The organism is Uliginosibacterium sp. TH139 (assembly GCF_002855595.1).
GTDB lineage: Bacteria > Pseudomonadota > Gammaproteobacteria > Burkholderiales > Rhodocyclaceae > Uliginosibacterium > Uliginosibacterium aquaticum.
In genome coordinates this window covers 45,991-62,238 of sequence record NZ_PKRR01000002.1, presented here as the reverse complement: position 1 = coordinate 62,238, position 16,248 = coordinate 45,991, and the positions used below count along the sequence as shown (strand labels likewise).

The following is a 16,248-nucleotide window of genomic DNA, read 5'->3' as shown; positions in this document are numbered from 1 at the left end:
GTAGATCCATCCGCAAGCCCTGTGCCATGCAGGTGGTTGTGATATTTATCACGCGTTTGCGCCTGCAGACGGGCACGCGGGGCATTCGGCTTGCCGTCAGGCGGAAGCCGGGGTGACGAAGAGCGTCACAATTTTGCCAAATTTCCAATTGCTGAAGAATTTGCGCGGGTGTTGCGCGGGCTTCTCAGGCCGGGCGGGTGCTGGCCAGCGGCGGGTTTTTTGCGAAGTAACGCTTGATGCCGCGCAACATGGCCTCGGCGAGGCGGTCCTGATAAGCCTCGTCATTGAGACGTTTTTCTTCTTCCGGATTGGAGATGAATGCGGTCTCGACCAGCAGGGAGGGGATATCCGGTGCCTTCAGCACGGCGAAGCTGGCCTGCTCGACCTGGCCCTTGTGCAGTTGATTGACGTTGCCAAGCTCGCCAAGGACGGACTTGGCAACCTTCAGACTGTCATTGAGGGTGGCCGTTTGCGACAGATCGAGCAGGGTCTTGGCCAGATGTGCATCCTTGACGCCGAGATTGACGCCACCGACCAGATCGGCTGCGTTTTCCTTGTTGGCCAGCCAACGTGCGGCAGTGCTCGTGGCGCCCTTGTCGGATAGCACGAAGACTGAGCTGCCGCGCGCTTCCGGGCGGATGAAGGCATCGGCGTGAATGGATACGAACAGGTCGGCCTGCACCCGGCGGGCTTTTTCGACGCGTTGCTGCAGCGGTACGAAGAAATCCGCGTCGCGCGTGAGCATGGCGCGCATGTTCGGCTCAGCATCGATTTTGGCCTTGAGGCGCTGGGCCACATCGAGGGTGATGTTTTTCTCGAAGGATCCCTTGGCGCCTACGGCTCCAGGATCTTCGCCGCCATGGCCGGGGTCCAGCGCGATGGTGATCGGGCGCACGTTACCGCGTGCCGGTTTGATCGCATCCTTCTCGGCTTGAGCCGGGCGAGGCGTTTCGTGCGGGTTTGCCGCCGGCGCTTCGGGGCTTGTAACCGCGGCTGGCGAATCCTTCTCGAGCAGGGCCAGCAAAGGGTCGACCGGCTGGGTCGGATAGAGGTCCAGCACCAGGCGGGGGCCGTAGCTGCCGGCCGGTGGCAGGGTAAAAATCTGCGGATTGATCTCGGCTTTCAGCTCGACCACTAAGCGCACCACGCCCGGGCGATTGCGACCGGCACGGAGCAGTTTGATATAGGGATCATTGTCCGAAATCTTGCTGGGTAGGCTCTGCAACACGCTGTCGAACTCGACGCCTTCCAGATCGACGACCAGACGCTCCGGGTTCTTCACGATCTGGTGGCTGTAGCGCACCGAGTCTGCGTATTCGAGAGTGATGCGGGTGTAATCACGGGCCGGCCATACGCGTACCGCCAGCACGCGCGAGGCGCCCTGAGCCAGACCCACTGGTGTGACCAAGAGCGTCATCAAACCGGCTGCGGCCTTCAGCAAGCGGCGGCGGGGCGGAGCAAAACGCTGGTCTGAATTCAGCATGGCAGGCAGATGTCCTTCAGGCAGGCTGCGCCGCGCGGGCTGCGGGCGACAAGGCTGGCCAGGCGCGCTTCACCGGCCACTTGCAGATGGATCTCGAGATCGGGCTGTGGAACGTAGGGCAGAGCTTTGTCGGCCCATTCAACAAGACATACGCCCTCGCCACCAAAGTATTCGTCCAACCCCGCTTCGAGAAATTCATCTGCATGCGTGAATCGATAAAAATCAAAGTGATACAGCGCAATTCTAGAAACAGCATAAACTTCTATCAAGGTGTAGGTGGGGCTCTTTACACTTCCTGTGTGGCCCAGCGCCCGCAACAGGCCGCGTGTCAGCGTGGTCTTGCCGGCACCCAGGTCACCCGTGAGCCAGATCACCAGGCCGGGCGCCAGCACGGGTGCGAGTGCCGCACCGAGGGCTTCAGTGGCCGCTGCATCGGCAAGTGGCAGGCGCTGGGCGCAGGTATCATCGCTGGCGTGATGCATCCCGATTCCTTGATTCCTCAAACTGATGAACTGCTGCGGCAGATCCGGAGCTGGGCCCACGAGCTGGGCTTTGCCGGGCTGGGTGTGAGCGGCGTTGACCTTGGCTCGGCCGAGCAGGGTTTGCTCGACTGGCTGGCTGCCGGCTTCCACGGCGGCATGGATTATATGGCTCGTCACGGGCTCAAGCGTGCCCGTCCGGCAGAACTTGTGCCGGGCACTGTCAGCGTACTCATGCTGCGCATGGATTACTGGCCGGAGCCGGATCTAACGGAGGCTATCCGCCTGCAAGGCGAAGCTGGCCGCGCCGCGATCTCGCGCTATGCGCTGGGACGTGATTACCACAAGGTCTTGCGCACTCGCCTGCAGAAGCTCGCTGAGCGCATTGCTGCGGTGGTCGGTGACTACGGTCATCGGGTTTTCGTCGATTCCGCTCCGGTACTGGAGGTGGAATTGGCCAGCCGGGCCGGCCTCGGCTGGCGCGGCAAGCACACCTTGCTGATCAACCGCGAGGCCGGTTCCTTCTTTTTTCTGGGCGAGATCTATGTGGATCTGGCATTGCCGCCGGATACCCCGGTCCGCGCGCACTGTGGCAGCTGTACGGCTTGTATCCCCGCCTGTCCAACTCAGGCCATCGTGGAGCCCTACCGGCTCGATGCGCGGCGCTGTATTTCCTATCTGACCATCGAGCACGCCGGTCCCATTCCGGAAGCCTTGCGGCCGCTGATTGGTAACCGTGTCTATGGTTGCGACGACTGCCAGCTCGCCTGCCCCTGGAACCGTTTTGCGCGGCTGACTCAGGAGCCGGATTTCGCGGTGCGCAACGGGCTCGACCGGGCCACTCTGGTCGAGCTGTTTGCCTGGCGTGAGGATGAGTTTGCGCAGCGTCTGGCGGGTTCCCCCATTTACCGTATCGGCCATGAGCGCTGGTTGCGCAATCTGGCGGTCGGGCTGGGCAATGCACCAACCAGTCCAGCGGTGCTCGAAGCCTTGCAAAGCAGGGCTGACGATCCGTCAGCACTGGTGCGCGAGCACGTGGCCTGGGCATTGGCACGGCACGGACGCTGAAATGAAAAAGCCGATGCGCGGGCATCGGCTTGGGGCTTGCTGCTTATCCGACTTATTTCATGCGGTAGTCGTCGTGGCAGCCCTTGCAGGTCTTGCCCAGATCGGCCAGTGCAGTCTTCAGGGAATTCAGATCGCCGGAGGCGGCGGGCAGGCTGCGCGCCGAGCTGCTGAACTTGTCGAAGGCAGCCTTGAACTTATCGGCTTCGCTCCAAATCTTCGGATCAGCTTTGGTCGGTGCGCCCTTGTCGGTGCCGGGGCCATAAGCACCCGCGGCGAGCGGCAGATCAGAGAGATCGGCAATCGTGCTGGCGTGACGCTGAGCGAGTTCCTTGTTGAAGGGCAGATCGCCCTTGGCCATGGCGCTGAGTACGCCGACGCTGCGGGCGGTGACCGTCATGGCGGACTGGCGGTATTTGATCTGGTCTTCCGGCTTGGCTTGCGCAAAAGCGGCGCTGATCGACAGGCTGGCGATAGCGATGGCGGCGAGATGCTGAATCTTCATTGCGTGTCCCTCTTGGGTGGTGGCTGCTGCTGGAGTCAAAAGTGCCGGGGGCGGCACCCTTCAAAACGGCCCTGCTTCAGGAGCCGGATTCTGCAAAGACATGGCGTACGCGCAAAACGTTCCCGTCGCGGGCCACCGAAATCAGACGGTCGATGTTGAGATGCTTGCCCGGGTTCTGACGTGCGTCCTCAGTATGTTCAGCATAAAGCTCAAGCCCTTTGCTGGCGGCCTCGGTGTTCACGGCGCCGAAGAACTGGGCCAGATGGTTGTAGACGGCGAGCGAGCCGATCTGGCCCGGCTTGTGTTCGATGGTGGCGACGACATTGCCTTCTGCGTCGAGCAGTTGCAGAGCCGCCAGATGGGATACGCCGGGGAGTTGCTTGAGGTTGTCTGCGAAAGCCATTTTCGGTCAGGGAAACAAAGTTACAGGGTGACGATGAACCAGACCACGCCGGCTGCTACCGCCAGCGTGATCAGCCCAAGCAGGGCGGAGCCGCCGTTGGCGTCCTGGACCGGCGTTTCTGCCGGCACTTCCTTGCTGCCGGTTAGCATCGGCTTGATCAGGTTATCGCGCTTGACGAAGCGGTAGAACAGGATGGCTGCTAAGTGCAGGCCGATCAGGGTGAAGATGATGCCAGCATTGGCTTCATGTGCTTCGGCCAGGATGCTCGCGATCTCACCGCTGACGAACTTGAATAGAGGCCCTTCGAACATGATTTCATCGGAGAGGAAGAGGCCCGATCCGGCCTGGAACAGCAGCACAGCGAGCAAGCCCACCACAGACAGGGCGCCCAGCGGGTTGTGGCCGACGGTCGGACCTTTCTCGTTTTTCATCCTCTTCACGTAGCTGAGGATGCTGGCCGGGCTGCGCAGGAAGTTTGCGAAGCGTGCGTGCTGGCCGCCTACGATGCCCCACAACAGGCGGAACACCAGCAGGGTCAGCACGGCGATGCCGAAGCGCTGGTGCCAGTCGATGTTGTCGGCAACTTCAATGCTGATCACCGCGCCCGCAACACAGAGGAGAAGGCTCCAGTGGAAGAGGCGCAGAGGCAGATCCCAGACCTTGATACGACGAGTGCTGACAGTCATGAAAGATTCCTTGTGCATTCAGTCTTATAAATGATGGCAGAAGAGCTGTAAAAGACAAACGGCTCCCTTGTGGAGCCGTTGTTGCGTGAAACGGGATAATGCCCGCTCAGACGACGGCCTCTTCCTTCTCTACCTTGGCCTTGATGAACTGCTCGCGCGACACGCCCAGCCACATTACCAGCGGGGCTGCCACCAGCACTGAGGAGTAGATGCCGAAGCAGATACCGATGGCCAGTGCCAGAGCAAAGAAATGCAGGGTGGGGCCGCCGAAGAAGAACATCGACAAGGCCATCATCAGGGTACAGGCGTGGGTGATGATGGTGCGGCTGATGGTGCTGGTGATGGCGTGGTCCAGCACTTGTGGCACGGTCAGGCCACGCATGCGGCTGTTGCGGAAAGTTTCGCGTACGCGGTCGAAAACCACCACCGATTCGTTCACCGAGTAGCCCAGCACCGCCAGCACGGCGGCCAGCACCGGCAGCGAGAACTCCCACTGGAAGAAGGCGAAGAAGCCCACGATGATGATTACGTCATGCAGGTTGGCGATGATGGCCGATACGGCAAAACGCCACTCGAAGCGGAAAGCCAAGTAGATCACGATCCCCAGCACGACCATCAGCAGCGCCATGGCGCCATCGGTGGCGAGCTCTTCGCCGACCTGCGGGCCGACGAACTCGACCCGGCGCAGCTCGCCCTTGGGGCCCGGTACCGCGGCCAGGGTCGCCATGACCTTGTCGGAGACCTTGCTCGAGTTTTCGGCGGCGCGGTTCGGCACGCGCACCATGATGTCGCGCGATGAGCCGAAGGTTTGTACCTGGGTGTCGGTGTAACCAGCCGCTGTCAGTGCGTTGCGCAGCGGATCGAGCTGCGGTGCTTCGGCGTAAGTGACTTCCATCACGGTGCCACCGGTGAACTCCACCGACAGGTGCAGACCCCTGTGAAAGATGAAGAACACGGCCAGTACGAAGGTGATCAGCGAAATCGCGTTGAACACCAGCGCGTGACGCATGAAGGGGAGGTCATTTTTGATGCGGAACAGTTCCATGTTTTCTCTCCTGGCGCTTATTCAGCAGTGGCACGCCAGACTTGGCCGATGGCGAGCTTTTCAAGCTTGCGGCGGCTGCCGTAGACGAAGTTGGTGATCATGCGCGAAACCATCACGGCGCTGAACATCGAAGTGAGGATGCCCAGGCAGTGCACCACCGCGAAGCCCTTGACCGGGCCGGAGCCGAAGGCCAGCAGCGCGATACCGGCGATCAGCGTCGTCACGTTGGAGTCAAGAATCGTGTCGAAGGCGTGCTCGTAACCGGCCGAGATGGCTGCTTGCGGGCTGGCGCCATTGCGCAGCTCCTCGCGGATGCGTTCGTTGATCAGCACGTTGGCGTCAATGGCCATCCCGAGCGTCAGAGCGATAGCTGCAATCCCGGGCAGGGTCAGGGTAGCCTGGAACAAGGACAGCAGCGCAATCAGCAGCAGCACGTTGGCGCCCAGGGCCAGCGTCGAGATCAGGCCGAAGAGCATGTAATACACGCACATGAACACGGCGATGGCAACGAAGCCCCACAGTGTCGACTCGAAACCTTTCTTGATGTTCTCTGCGCCAAGGCTCGGGCCGATGGTGCGTTCTTCGATGATGTCCATCGGCGCAGCCAGCGAGCCGGAACGGATCAGGATCGAGAGACGGTTGGATTCTTCGGTGCTGAAGGCGCCGCTGATCTGGAACTGGTTACCGAATTCACCCTGGATGGTCGCGACCGAAATGGCTTCTCCCTTGCCTTTTTCAAACAGGATGATCGCCATGCGTTTCTTGAGGTTCTCACGGGTGGTATCGCGCATCACGCGGCCACCGGCTGCATCCAGGCGCACCGAAACGACCGGCTGCTGGTTCTGCGAGTCGAACGAGGCCTGAGCGCCGACAAAACGGTCGCCGGTCAGCACGACCTGTTTCTTCACGACTACCGGGTAGCTTTCGGTGCCCCGAGTTTCCGGGAAAACATCGGTGCCGGCTGGCGGGCTCATCGGATTGGCGTCCTCCGCTACCAGGCGCACCTGAAGGGTGGCGGTACGGCCAATCAGATCCTTGGCCTTGGCGACGTCCTGCACGCCAGGCAGCTGCACCACGATGCGGTCCGCCCCCTGTTGCTGGATGACCGGTTCGGCCACGCCGAGTTCATTGACCCGGTTGTGCAGAGTCACCATGTTCTGCTTGATGGCGTCTTCCTGGATGGTGCGGCGACCCTTTTCGGTCAGGCTGCCGATGATCAGGAATTCGCTGCCATCCGTGCGTTCAACCAGCTGGAAATCGGTGCCGCGCGCGTCACGGATGTAGTCGCTGGCTTTCTTGCGGTCGTCCTCGCTGCGCAGGCGTACGACAAGGGTTTCGCCTTCGCGGTTGATGCCGCCATGGCGCAGGTTCTTCTCGCGCAGCAGGCTGCGCAGGTCGCCAGCCGTGGCGTCAAGCTGCTTGGTTACTGCGCCCTTCATGTCCACCTGGAGCAGGAAGTGCACGCCACCGCGCAGATCGAGACCCAAATACATCGGCAGCGCACCCATAGAGGTGAGCCATTGCGGGCTGGCCGACAACAGGTTCAGCGCCACCACGAAACCGGGGTTCTGGGCATCCGGGTTCAGAGCGTGTTCGATCACATCACGCGCCTTGAGCTGGATGTCTTCGTTGGCCAGGCGCACACGCAGCCCCGCCGGATCGCGAATCAGGCCCGTGGGTTCAATGCTGGCGGCGGATAGTGCCGCAAGCACCTGGCGTTCGATATTGCTATCGACCTTGGTGGTCGAGCGGGCAGCCGAAACCTGAACGGCCGGTACTTCACCGAAGAAGTTCGGCAGGGTGTAGAGCAGGCCGAGGACCAGCACAAGGCCGATCAACAGGTTCTTCCAGAGCGGATAACGGTTCATGGTGAATGACTGGGTAGGAAGTGACGCGAAACAGAACGCGAAGCGGGACGCGGCGTAGCGCAAGGGCTGCATGCAAACGGGGGCTGGCGCCCCCGTCAATGCATTACGCGCCCTTCAGCGTGCCCTTGGGCAGCACGGTGGCCACGGCCGGTTTCTGCACCGAGATTTCCACGCCGCTGGCGATTTCGATCTTGACGAAGTTCTCGCCCACGCTGGCAACCTTGCCGGCAATACCGCCGCTGGTGATTACTTCGTCGCCTGCAGCCAGTGCGTCGAGCAGCGACTTGTGTTCCTTGGCGCGCTTCTGCTGCGGGCGGATCATCAGGAAGTACAGCACCACGAACATCAGGATCATGGGCAGCAGGCCCATCCATCCGCCGGTGGGGTCGGAAGAGGCAGCAGTCTGTGCGAAAGCGTCGGAAATCATGGTCAGGCTCCGTAAATGGGGTCTTTGAGGCGGCCGAGTATAACAGCCCTTGCGGGCAGGTCGGCCTGAGCGAAATCAGGCGCCGCGCTGCCGCTCCGCAGCAAAACGCAGCTGGAATCCGGCGTAGTCATCGGCTTCGATGGCAGCACGGATTTCACGCATCAGATGCTGGTAGTAATGCAGGTTGTGGATGGTCATCAGGCGCGGCCCGAGCATTTCCTGGGCGCGATCCAGATGGTGCAGATAGGCGCGCGAGAAATGGCGGCAGGTGTAGCACTCACAGCTCTCGTCGATCGGGCGGGTGTCCTGCTTGTGCTTGGCGTTGCGGATCTTGAGATCTCCCCAGCGCGTGAACAACCAGCCGTTGCGGGCATTGCGGGTAGGCATCACGCAGTCGAACATGTCGATGCCCTGTGACACGCCATATACGAGATCTTCTGGCGTGCCGACGCCCATCAGGTAGTGCGGCTTGTCCGCCGGCAAGCGCGGGCCGGTGTGGGCCAGTACGCGGTAAAAATCTTCTTTCGGCTCGCCAACTGACAGCCCGCCGATGGCGTAACCGTCAAAGCCGATCTGCTGCAGGCCTGCCAGAGATTCGTCGCGCAGATCTTCGTACATCCCCCCCTGGACGATGCCAAAAAGGGCGTTGCGGTTCCCGAGTTTGTCGTGTTCGTCACGCGACCGGCGTGCCCAGCGCGCCGACATGCGCATCGATTTGGCGGCCTCATCCACGCTGGCGGGATAGGGCGTGCACTCGTCGAAGATCATCACGATGTCGCTGTTCAGGCCGTGCTGGATCTGCATCGAGATCTCGGGGGTGAGGAAGAGCTTGTCGCCATTGATCGGCGAGGAAAACTTCACGCCCTCCTCAGTGATCTTGCGCAGAGCTCCGAGGGAGAACACCTGGAAGCCGCCCGAATCGGTGAGGATGGGTTTGTCCCAACCCATGAAGCCATGCAGACCACCGAACTGCTTGAAAACTTCCATTCCCGGGCGTAGCCACAGGTGAAAGGTATTCCCCAGGCAGATCTGGGCGCCGATTTCCAGCAACTCGTGCGGGCTCATGGCCTTGACGGTGCCATAGGTACCTACGGGCATGAACACCGGCGTTTCGACGATGCCGTGCGCGAGTTGCAGGCGGCCGCGGCGGGCTTGGCCTGAAGTGGAGAGAAGCTGGAAATGCATGGCTGGGCGTGGGCGACAGGCATGTCGCCAAGACTTGAAACAGGTTCGCAAGGATACAGGATCTCGCCTGCGGGGCGCTCTAAGCCGGTGTTGCGGCGCAGCGACACTAGGTCGGGAGCATGCGAGTGTTGAATTAGTATCCGTTCGGATACCGTTCTGTTTGACCATGACCGGAGAGTTGCTCATGAAAACCTCGTCGCTGCAGCGCTTGTTGCGTTGCCTGCCCTTGTTGTTGATCGGTGCCCTGCCGCTGGCTGCTGAAGCCAGCTTCCTGCATGGGGAAGCACTCGATGCCGTGGCCGACTTCATGGCCGTGGTGGTGCTGCTCATCGTGCCACCAGTGGTCATCGGTCTGTTCTGGATCGTGCATGTCCTGCCTGAAAAAATTGCTCACAAAAAGCATCACCCGCAGACGCCGGCCATTACCACCCTGTGCCTGCTGTCGCTGGTGTTCGGTGGTCTGCTCTGGCCTCTGGCCTGGTTGTGGGCCTACACCAAGCCGGTGTTGCACAAGGCCGCTTATGGAACGGATAAAAGCGACGAGTTCCATGACAAGGAGCGTCTCGCAGCCACCGAGAAGGGGCTGGCACAAGTCTCTGCCGCCGAGAAGGCTGACGTGGCTGCTCTCATGCAACGCATTGCGGCGCTGGAAACGCGCCTGAATCAGACTCAAGGGGGGGCGAACTGAGATGGATATCCTGCTACTCGGTATTTATTCCGCCATCGTCTGGTTTGTCTTCATCAAGAAGAAATGGCTACCTTGGAATCTGACTTCGCAGGTGATTGTGGTGACCATTCCGGTGATTGCGCTGACCGTGATGATCCTGACCCTGAACGTAGTGGCGCCGTCTTCTTCAGATGTGCGGGTATTCAAATACACCGTCCCCATCGTGGCCCAGGTGCGTGGTCGCGTGATCGAGGTTCCGGTCGAGGAGGGCAACCGCCCGGTCAAGAAGGGGGATGTGCTGTTCCGCATCGATCCGACGCCTTACCAGCAGGCCGTGCGTGGCTTCGAAGCGCAGCTGGCGAATGCCGAAGGCAATCAGCGCCAGCTGGTTGAGCAACTCAAGGGCGCCAAGGGTAAGGTCAGTGAAGCCCAGGGTGGCATTCAGGCGGCCAGTTCGCGGGTGCGTGAAGTGCAGGCCAAGCTCGAGTTGGCCCGCAAGCGGGTGGAGCAGAACAAGGAACTTGTTGCGACGGGTGCCGGTAATCGTTTCGATCTGGAGAAGGCCGAGACGGATCTGAAAGAGGCGGAAGCCAATCTGGATGCGGCGCGCAGTGCCGAAGCTCAGGCACGCAGTGCCGAAGTGCAGGCCCTGGCCAGCCAGACCCAGGTCGAGCAGAAACTGTCGGCCAGAGTGGGCAATGATTATGCCGAAGTGGCCGCCATCCGCTCCCAGCTCGATAACGCCAAGTGGGAGCTGGATCAGACCACGGTGCGCGCGCCGGTTGATGGCTATGTCGTTAACCTCCAGCTGCGTCCGGGCGCCTTTGTGGCGGCCATGCCTTTTAACGCGGTTATGAGTCTGGTGGAAACGAGCGGGCAGGTGGTGGCCCTGTACGGCCAGAACGAGTTACATCAGATCAAGCCGGGCAACGAAGCCGAGTTCGTGCTCTATACGACGCCGGGCAAGGTCATCAAGGCCAAGGTCGATTCCATTATCTGGGCCCAGGGCCAGGGTCAGATGCCTCCCAGCGGGACCATGCCAATGACCGGTGTGCTGACGGCTCCACCGGGACGTTTTGCGGTGAAGTTCGACGTGGCCGAGAAAGACAAGGATCTCTTCATGGCCGCCGGTGCAGCGGGTCAGGCGGCGGTGTACACGGATTCGGTGGCGGCTATCCACATTTTGCGCAAGGTGTTCATTCGCGTTAGCGCCTATACGAACTACCTGGTGTTGAAGCTGCACTGAGCGGGAGAGCCTGATGCACAAGACTTCATTCATGCGGCCAGCCCTGTTGCTGGCGCTGGCATCCGCCTTGGGCGCTTGCGCCCTGACGACTCCGCCTGCGGCAGACGAGCTGTATCGGCAGGCCCTGCCGGCGGCGCCGCTGCCGGGGCAGTGGCAGGCCGCAGCAATCGGTGCGGTGGTGCCGGGCTGGCTGGATCAGTACCAGGATCCGCAACTATCGGCATTGGTTGCCGAGGCCTTGCTCAACAATCCTGACCTCAAGGTTGTAGCCAGCCGTGTCGAGCAGGCGGCTGCGTATGCCAGGGTGGCTGGCTCCTCCTTGCTTCCGCAGGTGAATTTTATCGCGAAGGATGGCTTGGCTCAGTCTGGTGGCGACGGTTCCGGCATAAGTGTGGTGGGCTTGTTTGCTAGCTGGGAGCTGGATCTGTGGGGGCGGGTGCGTGGTGGGCGTGAATTTGCGTCGCAACAGTATGCTTCGGCTGTGTCGGATGCGGAGTACGCGCGCCAATCGCTAGTCGCGCTGGTGACTAAGAGCTATCTGCAGGCGATCGAAGCTGGGCAGCAGAAGCAGCTTGCCCGGAAAATGCAGGAATCTTCTGCCCATCTGCTGAAATATGCCGAGGAGCGCCAACGCATTGGGCGAGGTGATGGTCTGGAAGTGGCTCAGGCTCAGGTCGCGTTGCAGGGCTATTTGGATGCCGTGCAGCAACTAGCGCTGGCTGAGACCCAGGCCGTGCGTGCGCTGGAAGTTGCGTTGGGGCGTTATCCCGGGCAGTCGCTGAAGTTGCCCGCCCAGCTTCCACAGGTGGCAGGCGACATTCCGGCCGGTTTGCCCTCCGAGTTGCTGGAGCGGCGCCCGGACGTGATTGCCGCACAGCGGCGTGTGGCGGCAGCGTTTGCGCGTGTGGATGAGGCCAAGGCAGCCCGCTTGCCGCGTCTCTCATTAACGGCGAACGTCAACGCCATTTCCAGTGATGTGTTCCTGCTCAAGGAGCGCGACAATCCGGTTTGGGGGCTGGGCGCGAGCCTGCTCGCACCGATCTTCACTGGCGGGGCGCTGCAAGGGCAGGTAGAAGTCCGCAGTGCCGAGCAGAAACAGGCCGTGGCTGAATATGCCAAGGTGGGCGCGAGAGCCTTCGCTGAAGTCGAGAACGCACTCTCTGCCGAGATCTCCGCCCGCAAGCGCACGGCCATCCTCACGCGCAGTGCGGCCGAAAACCAGCGTGCGCTGGATTTGGCCGGTGTGCGGGTGAAGGTCGGCTCGGGTGATATGCGCGCCCTGCAGCAGCAGCAACTGGCCACCTATGCGGCGCAGTCTGCCCTGCTGCGCATGCAGAGCGAATTCCTGATGCAGCGCACGAATGCCTATCTTGCACTGGGTGGTGGCTTCGAAAGCCCGGCTGCGGACGCTGCCGGAAAATCCTGAGCCCAACCTTTTCCGGGCGCGCTCAGCGCGCCCGGTTCAGGAACATCGCGTCACCATAGCTGAAGAAGCGGTAACGGTTTGCGATGGCATGAGCATAAGCCTGGCGGATCGTATCGACGCCCGCCAGCGCCGAAACCAGCATCAGCAGGGTCGATTTGGGTAGGTGGAAGTTCGTGATCAGTGCATCCGCTACGCGGAACTCGTAGCCGGGCATGATGAAAATGCCGGTTTCGTCGCTGCCAGCTCTCACTTCTCCGTGTTGCGCGGCAGACTCCAGCGCGCGCAGCGCGGTTGTTCCCACGCAGATCACCCGTCCTCCGGCTGCCCGCGTGGTGGCTATCGCATCCACCGTGTCCTGCGGAATGCTGTAGTACTCGCGATGCATCTGATGCTTTGAGAGGTCGTGCTCGCGCACCGGCTGGAAGGTGCCGGCGCCGACGTGCAGGGTCACAAAGGCGCGACGCACGCTCTTGGCATCCAGTGCCGCAAACAGCTCGTCATCGAAATGCAGGCCTGCCGTGGGGGCAGCCACGCTGCCCAGCTCACGCGAATACACTGTCTGGTAACGGGTTTCATCGCCCGAATCGGCGCTGTGCTCGATATAGGGCGGGAGTGGCAACTTGCCGTAGCGCTCGATGTAATCGACGGCCGAAGCGTCGGTCGGAAAACGTAGCTGGAAAAACTCCTGATTTGCGCCGGCGCGGCCAATTACTTCAACGTCAAAGGCCTCCATCAGCCGGATGCGTCCGCCCGGTTTGGGGGATTTGCTGGCCCGAATCATGGCCAGCACTTCGTGATCTCCAATCGGGCGCTCCACCATCACCTCAACCTGACCACCACTTTCCTTGTGGCCGAAGAGGCGTGCATGCAGTACACGGCTGTCATTAAGAACAAGCAGATCGTGGGCGCGCAGCAATCCGGGAAGGTCGCGGAATACACGATCTTCAAGGCTGTCAGGGCCTGCGACCAGCAGACGCGAAGCTGAGCGATCGGGCAGCGCTGTTTGCGCGATCAGTTCCGGGGGCAGAAAATAATCAAAATCGTCGAGCGTGAGCATGATTCGGCTTGAGTTACAGCGAGGCTTGAGCCATAATCCGCGCCTCCTCCCGTGCCGGGATGGCGGAATCGGTAGACGCAGCGGATTCAAAATCCGCCGCCGCAAGGTGTAAGGGTTCGAGTCCCTTTCCCGGCACCACAGCAAGCCCCTCAGGTTTTCCAGGTTTTTCCAACACTCCCCGTCTTTTCCTCGCTGCCACGGCGTCAGCCGCTGAGTTTTTGCGTTGCGTGCAAGGCTTTGGCAATTCGTGACGGGAAAATAAAAAAGCGCCTCAGGAGGCGCTTTTTTATTTGCATCAGTGGCGGAGAGGGTGGGATTCGAACCCACGGTAGGCTTACACCTACGCCTGATTTCGAGTCAGGTACATTCGACCACTCTGCCACCTCTCCGCGAGCCGCGCATTATATAGGGCTTGGCGCGTTTGTCTAGCTTTTACGGCAGCTTTCAGCCTTTGTGGAGAATCGCCTTGCCATCGACCAGTGCGTCAACCTGAGCCAGGGTGACAACGGGGACGCCGGCGGCTTCGAGCATCTTGTGGCCTTGCTTGAAGCTCTTGGCAACTAGGAAGGCGGCGGCGACTGGCGTGCAGTTGGCTTCCTTGGTGATTTCTACCAGGGCGGTGGCGGTGCGGCCGTTGGAGAGAAAGTCATCAACGATGGCAACGCGCAGACCCGGCGTGAGGTATTTCTGGCTGACGACCATTTTGACTTGCCCGCCCTTGGTGGGGGATGGGATCACACGCGAGATAGATGGGATCTCGACATCCGGATGGTATTTCTTGCCATAGACCATCGGCACATCCAGTTCGAGGGCAACCATCAGGCCTGGCGCGATACCGCTGGCTTCGGCGGTGAGGATCATGTCTGGCTTGAACTGGCGCAGACGGACGGCAATTTCACGGGCCATGCGCTGCATGAAGCCCGGTTCGATGCGGTGGTTCAGGAAGTGGTCGATCTTGAGGATTTCGTTGCCCTGGACGATGCCTTCGCGTTCGATACGGTCGGCGAGTTCAGGCATCGGGCTGTTCAATGAGACGGTCATGGTGGTTGTACGTTTGGACGAGGATTCGAGAGCTGAATGGACAAACCGGGCTCGTGTTGCCGCGAGCCCGGTTTGTCTGCTGAGTGTGCGTGTGTCTACTCCGTACGCATCTGCGGGAAGAGAATGACATCCCGGATCGCCGGGCTGTCGGTCAGCAGCATGACCAGACGGTCGATGCCGATGCCACAGCCGCCGGTGGGCGGCAGGCCACTTTCCAGCGTGCGGATGTAGTCTGCGTCGTAGTACATGGCTTCTTCGTCGCCTGCATCCTTGGCCTTTGCTTGGGAGAGGAAACGCTCGGCCTGATCTTCCGGGTCGTTCAGCTCGGAGAAGGCGTTGGCGATTTCGCGGCCGACGATGAAGAGTTCGAAGCGCTCGGTGATGCCGGGGTTGGCGTCCGAGGCGCGGGCTAGCGGGGAGACTTCCACCGGGTAGTCGATGATGAAGGTGGGGTTCCACAGCAGCGACTCGGCGGTTTCTTCGAAGAACGCGAGTTGCAGTGCGCCGATGCCGACGTTGCCCTTGGGCAGCGCCTTGCGCTTGGCCAGCTCTTCGCGCAGCCAGGCTTCGTCGGTGAGCTGGGCTTCGGTGAATTCCGGGCAGTACTTCGTCACGGCCTGAATCACGGTGAGGCGGTCGAAGGGCTTGCCCAGATCAAGGTCGCGGCCCTGATACTGGAACTGCTCGGTGCCCAGTGCTTCGCGCGCGGCATGGCGCAGGAGGCCCTCGACGAAGTCCATCAGCGTGCGGTAGTCCGCATACGCTTCGTAGAACTCGATCATCGTGAATTCGGGATTGTGGCGCGGGCTGAGACCTTCATTGCGGAAGTTGCGGTTGATCTCGTACACCTTCTCCATGCCGCCGACCACGAGACGCTTCAGGTAGAGCTCCGGCGCGATACGCAGGAACATCTGCTGATCCAGCGCGTTGTGGTGGGTGATGAAGGGCTTGGCCGAAGCGCCGCCAGGGATCGGATGCATCATCGGGGTCTCGACTTCGAGGAAGCCGTGATTGTCCATGTAGCGGCGGATCGCGGAGATCAGCTTGCTGCGGGCGATGAAGGTGGCGCGCGAATCGTCGTTGGTGATCAGATCAAGATGGCGCTGACGGTAGCGCATTTCCAGATTCGACATGCCGTGGAACTTGTCCGGCAGCGGGCGCAGACACTTGGAGAGCAAGCGGATGGTTTTGGACTTGACCGAGAGCTCGCCGGTCTTGGTCTTGAACAGACTGCCGGTGGTGCCGACGATGTCGCCAATGTCCCAGGCCTTGAAGGCGGCATAGACTTCTTCGCCCACGCCATCACGGGTGACGTAGAGCTGGATGCGGCCGGACATGTCCTGGATGGTGATGAAGCTGGCTTTGCCCATCACGCGCTTGAGCATGATGCGGCCAGCGACCGTGACCGATACCGGGGTGGCCTCGAGCTCTTCCGGGCTCTTTTCGCCGTAGCCGGCATGCAGCTTGTCGGCGAGGTTTTCGCGACGGAAGTCGTTCGGATAGGCTTTGCCCGTCTCGCGCCAGGCAGCAAGTTTGGCGCGGCGCTCGGCGATGATGTGGTTCTCGTCCTGCGCGGGTTGTTCGACGGGCGGGGTGGTCTGTTCGGACATGATCGGTGTCTTGGGCAAGGTGATGCCGGCGGCGTGCTGGCGAAAGTCCGCTATT

General features: G+C 61.2%; 16 protein-coding genes and 2 tRNA genes. 5 read left to right on the top strand and 13 right to left on the bottom strand.

All coding sequences use genetic code 11. The features are described from left to right. Positions 1-184 precede the first annotated feature (184 nt). Positions 185-1,483: an N-acetylmuramoyl-L-alanine amidase gene (locus tag C0V76_RS04005; RefSeq protein WP_101941098.1), complete on the bottom strand. Its 1,299-nt coding sequence runs from the start codon at positions 1,481-1,483 to the stop codon at positions 185-187. Beyond that, positions 1,477-1,965, bottom strand: a complete 489-nt coding sequence (gene tsaE / locus C0V76_RS04000; RefSeq protein WP_101941097.1) for a tRNA (adenosine(37)-N6)-threonylcarbamoyltransferase complex ATPase subunit type 1 TsaE — start codon at positions 1,963-1,965, stop codon at positions 1,477-1,479. The genes C0V76_RS04005 and tsaE overlap by 7 nt, the downstream gene beginning before the upstream one ends. On the opposite strand from tsaE, the gene queG reads away from it, so the two are divergent. Then, complete coding sequence (queG, locus tag C0V76_RS03995; protein WP_101941096.1) at positions 1,960-3,030, top strand: tRNA epoxyqueuosine(34) reductase QueG; 1,071 nt, start codon at positions 1,960-1,962, stop codon at positions 3,028-3,030. The genes tsaE and queG overlap by 6 nt on opposite strands. Before the next feature lie 52 nt (positions 3,031-3,082). Here queG and C0V76_RS03990 read toward each other — a convergent pair whose 3' ends face one another. From C0V76_RS03990 to tgt, 7 genes are all read right to left on the bottom strand, one after another. Further along, positions 3,083-3,532, bottom strand: a complete 450-nt coding sequence (locus C0V76_RS03990; RefSeq protein WP_101941095.1) for a cytochrome c — start codon at positions 3,530-3,532, stop codon at positions 3,083-3,085. 76 nt (positions 3,533-3,608) lie between these two features. Next, positions 3,609-3,935 (bottom strand): DUF2322 family protein, encoded by a 327-nt coding sequence (locus C0V76_RS03985; RefSeq protein ID WP_101941094.1) that lies wholly within the window; start codon positions 3,933-3,935, stop codon positions 3,609-3,611. A 20-nt stretch (positions 3,936-3,955) separates the two neighbouring features. Further along, positions 3,956-4,621 carry a cytochrome b/b6 domain-containing protein gene (locus C0V76_RS03980; protein WP_158239139.1) on the bottom strand — a complete coding sequence of 222 codons (666 nt, stop codon included), beginning with the start codon at positions 4,619-4,621 and terminating at the stop codon, positions 3,956-3,958. A gap of 106 nt (positions 4,622-4,727) precedes the next feature. Then, complete coding sequence (gene secF / locus C0V76_RS03975) at positions 4,728-5,666, bottom strand: protein translocase subunit SecF (protein WP_101941092.1); 939 nt, start codon at positions 5,664-5,666, stop codon at positions 4,728-4,730. Between the two features lie 17 nt (positions 5,667-5,683). Further along, positions 5,684-7,534 carry a protein translocase subunit SecD gene (secD, locus tag C0V76_RS03970; RefSeq protein ID WP_101941091.1) on the bottom strand — a complete coding sequence of 617 codons (1,851 nt, stop codon included), beginning with the start codon at positions 7,532-7,534 and terminating at the stop codon, positions 5,684-5,686. Positions 7,535-7,637: 103 nt separating this feature from the next. Beyond that, the gene (yajC, locus tag C0V76_RS03965; RefSeq protein ID WP_101941090.1) at positions 7,638-7,961 is read right to left on the bottom strand and encodes a preprotein translocase subunit YajC; all 324 of its coding nucleotides are present in this window, start codon (positions 7,959-7,961) and stop codon (positions 7,638-7,640) included. A 75-nt stretch (positions 7,962-8,036) separates the two neighbouring features. Continuing rightward, positions 8,037-9,146 carry a tRNA guanosine(34) transglycosylase Tgt gene (gene tgt, locus C0V76_RS03960; RefSeq protein ID WP_101941089.1) on the bottom strand — a complete coding sequence of 370 codons (1,110 nt, stop codon included), beginning with the start codon at positions 9,144-9,146 and terminating at the stop codon, positions 8,037-8,039. A gap of 184 nt (positions 9,147-9,330) precedes the next feature. Here tgt and C0V76_RS03955 point away from each other — a divergent pair, with 184 nt between their 5' ends. From C0V76_RS03955 to C0V76_RS03945, 3 genes are read left to right on the top strand one after another with little or no spacing between them, the layout of a single operon-like run. Further along, entirely contained in the window at positions 9,331-9,834 is a 504-nt protein-coding gene (locus C0V76_RS03955; protein WP_216821652.1) for a DUF3302 domain-containing protein, read from the top strand. 1 nt (position 9,835) lies between these two features. Further along, positions 9,836-11,059 carry an HlyD family secretion protein gene (locus C0V76_RS03950; protein ID WP_101941088.1) on the top strand — a complete coding sequence of 408 codons (1,224 nt, stop codon included), beginning with the start codon at positions 9,836-9,838 and terminating at the stop codon, positions 11,057-11,059. Positions 11,060-11,072: 13 nt separating this feature from the next. After that, on the top strand, positions 11,073-12,485 hold the full coding sequence (locus C0V76_RS03945) for an efflux transporter outer membrane subunit (protein ID WP_101941087.1): 1,413 nt from the start codon (positions 11,073-11,075) through the stop codon (positions 12,483-12,485). Positions 12,486-12,507: 22 nt separating this feature from the next. Here the strand turns inward: C0V76_RS03945 and queA are convergent, their stop codons facing one another. Then, on the bottom strand, positions 12,508-13,545 hold the full coding sequence (gene queA, locus C0V76_RS03940) for a tRNA preQ1(34) S-adenosylmethionine ribosyltransferase-isomerase QueA (protein ID WP_101941654.1): 1,038 nt from the start codon (positions 13,543-13,545) through the stop codon (positions 12,508-12,510). 50 nt (positions 13,546-13,595) lie between these two features. Here queA and C0V76_RS03935 point away from each other — a divergent pair. Next, positions 13,596-13,680: transfer RNA gene (locus C0V76_RS03935), tRNA-Leu, on the top strand. A 161-nt stretch (positions 13,681-13,841) separates the two neighbouring features. Here the strand turns inward: C0V76_RS03935 and C0V76_RS03930 are convergent. The 3 genes from C0V76_RS03930 to lysS all read right to left on the bottom strand — a co-directional run bounded on the left by C0V76_RS03930 (position 13,842) and on the right by lysS (position 16,193). Next, positions 13,842-13,931: transfer RNA gene (locus C0V76_RS03930), tRNA-Ser, on the bottom strand. A gap of 55 nt (positions 13,932-13,986) precedes the next feature. Continuing rightward, positions 13,987-14,583 carry a phosphoribosyltransferase family protein gene (locus C0V76_RS03925; protein WP_101941086.1) on the bottom strand — a complete coding sequence of 199 codons (597 nt, stop codon included), beginning with the start codon at positions 14,581-14,583 and terminating at the stop codon, positions 13,987-13,989. A gap of 95 nt (positions 14,584-14,678) precedes the next feature. Then, the gene (gene lysS, locus C0V76_RS03920; RefSeq protein WP_101941085.1) at positions 14,679-16,193 is read right to left on the bottom strand and encodes a lysine--tRNA ligase; all 1,515 of its coding nucleotides are present in this window, start codon (positions 16,191-16,193) and stop codon (positions 14,679-14,681) included. Between the last annotated feature and the right edge of the window lie 55 nt (positions 16,194-16,248).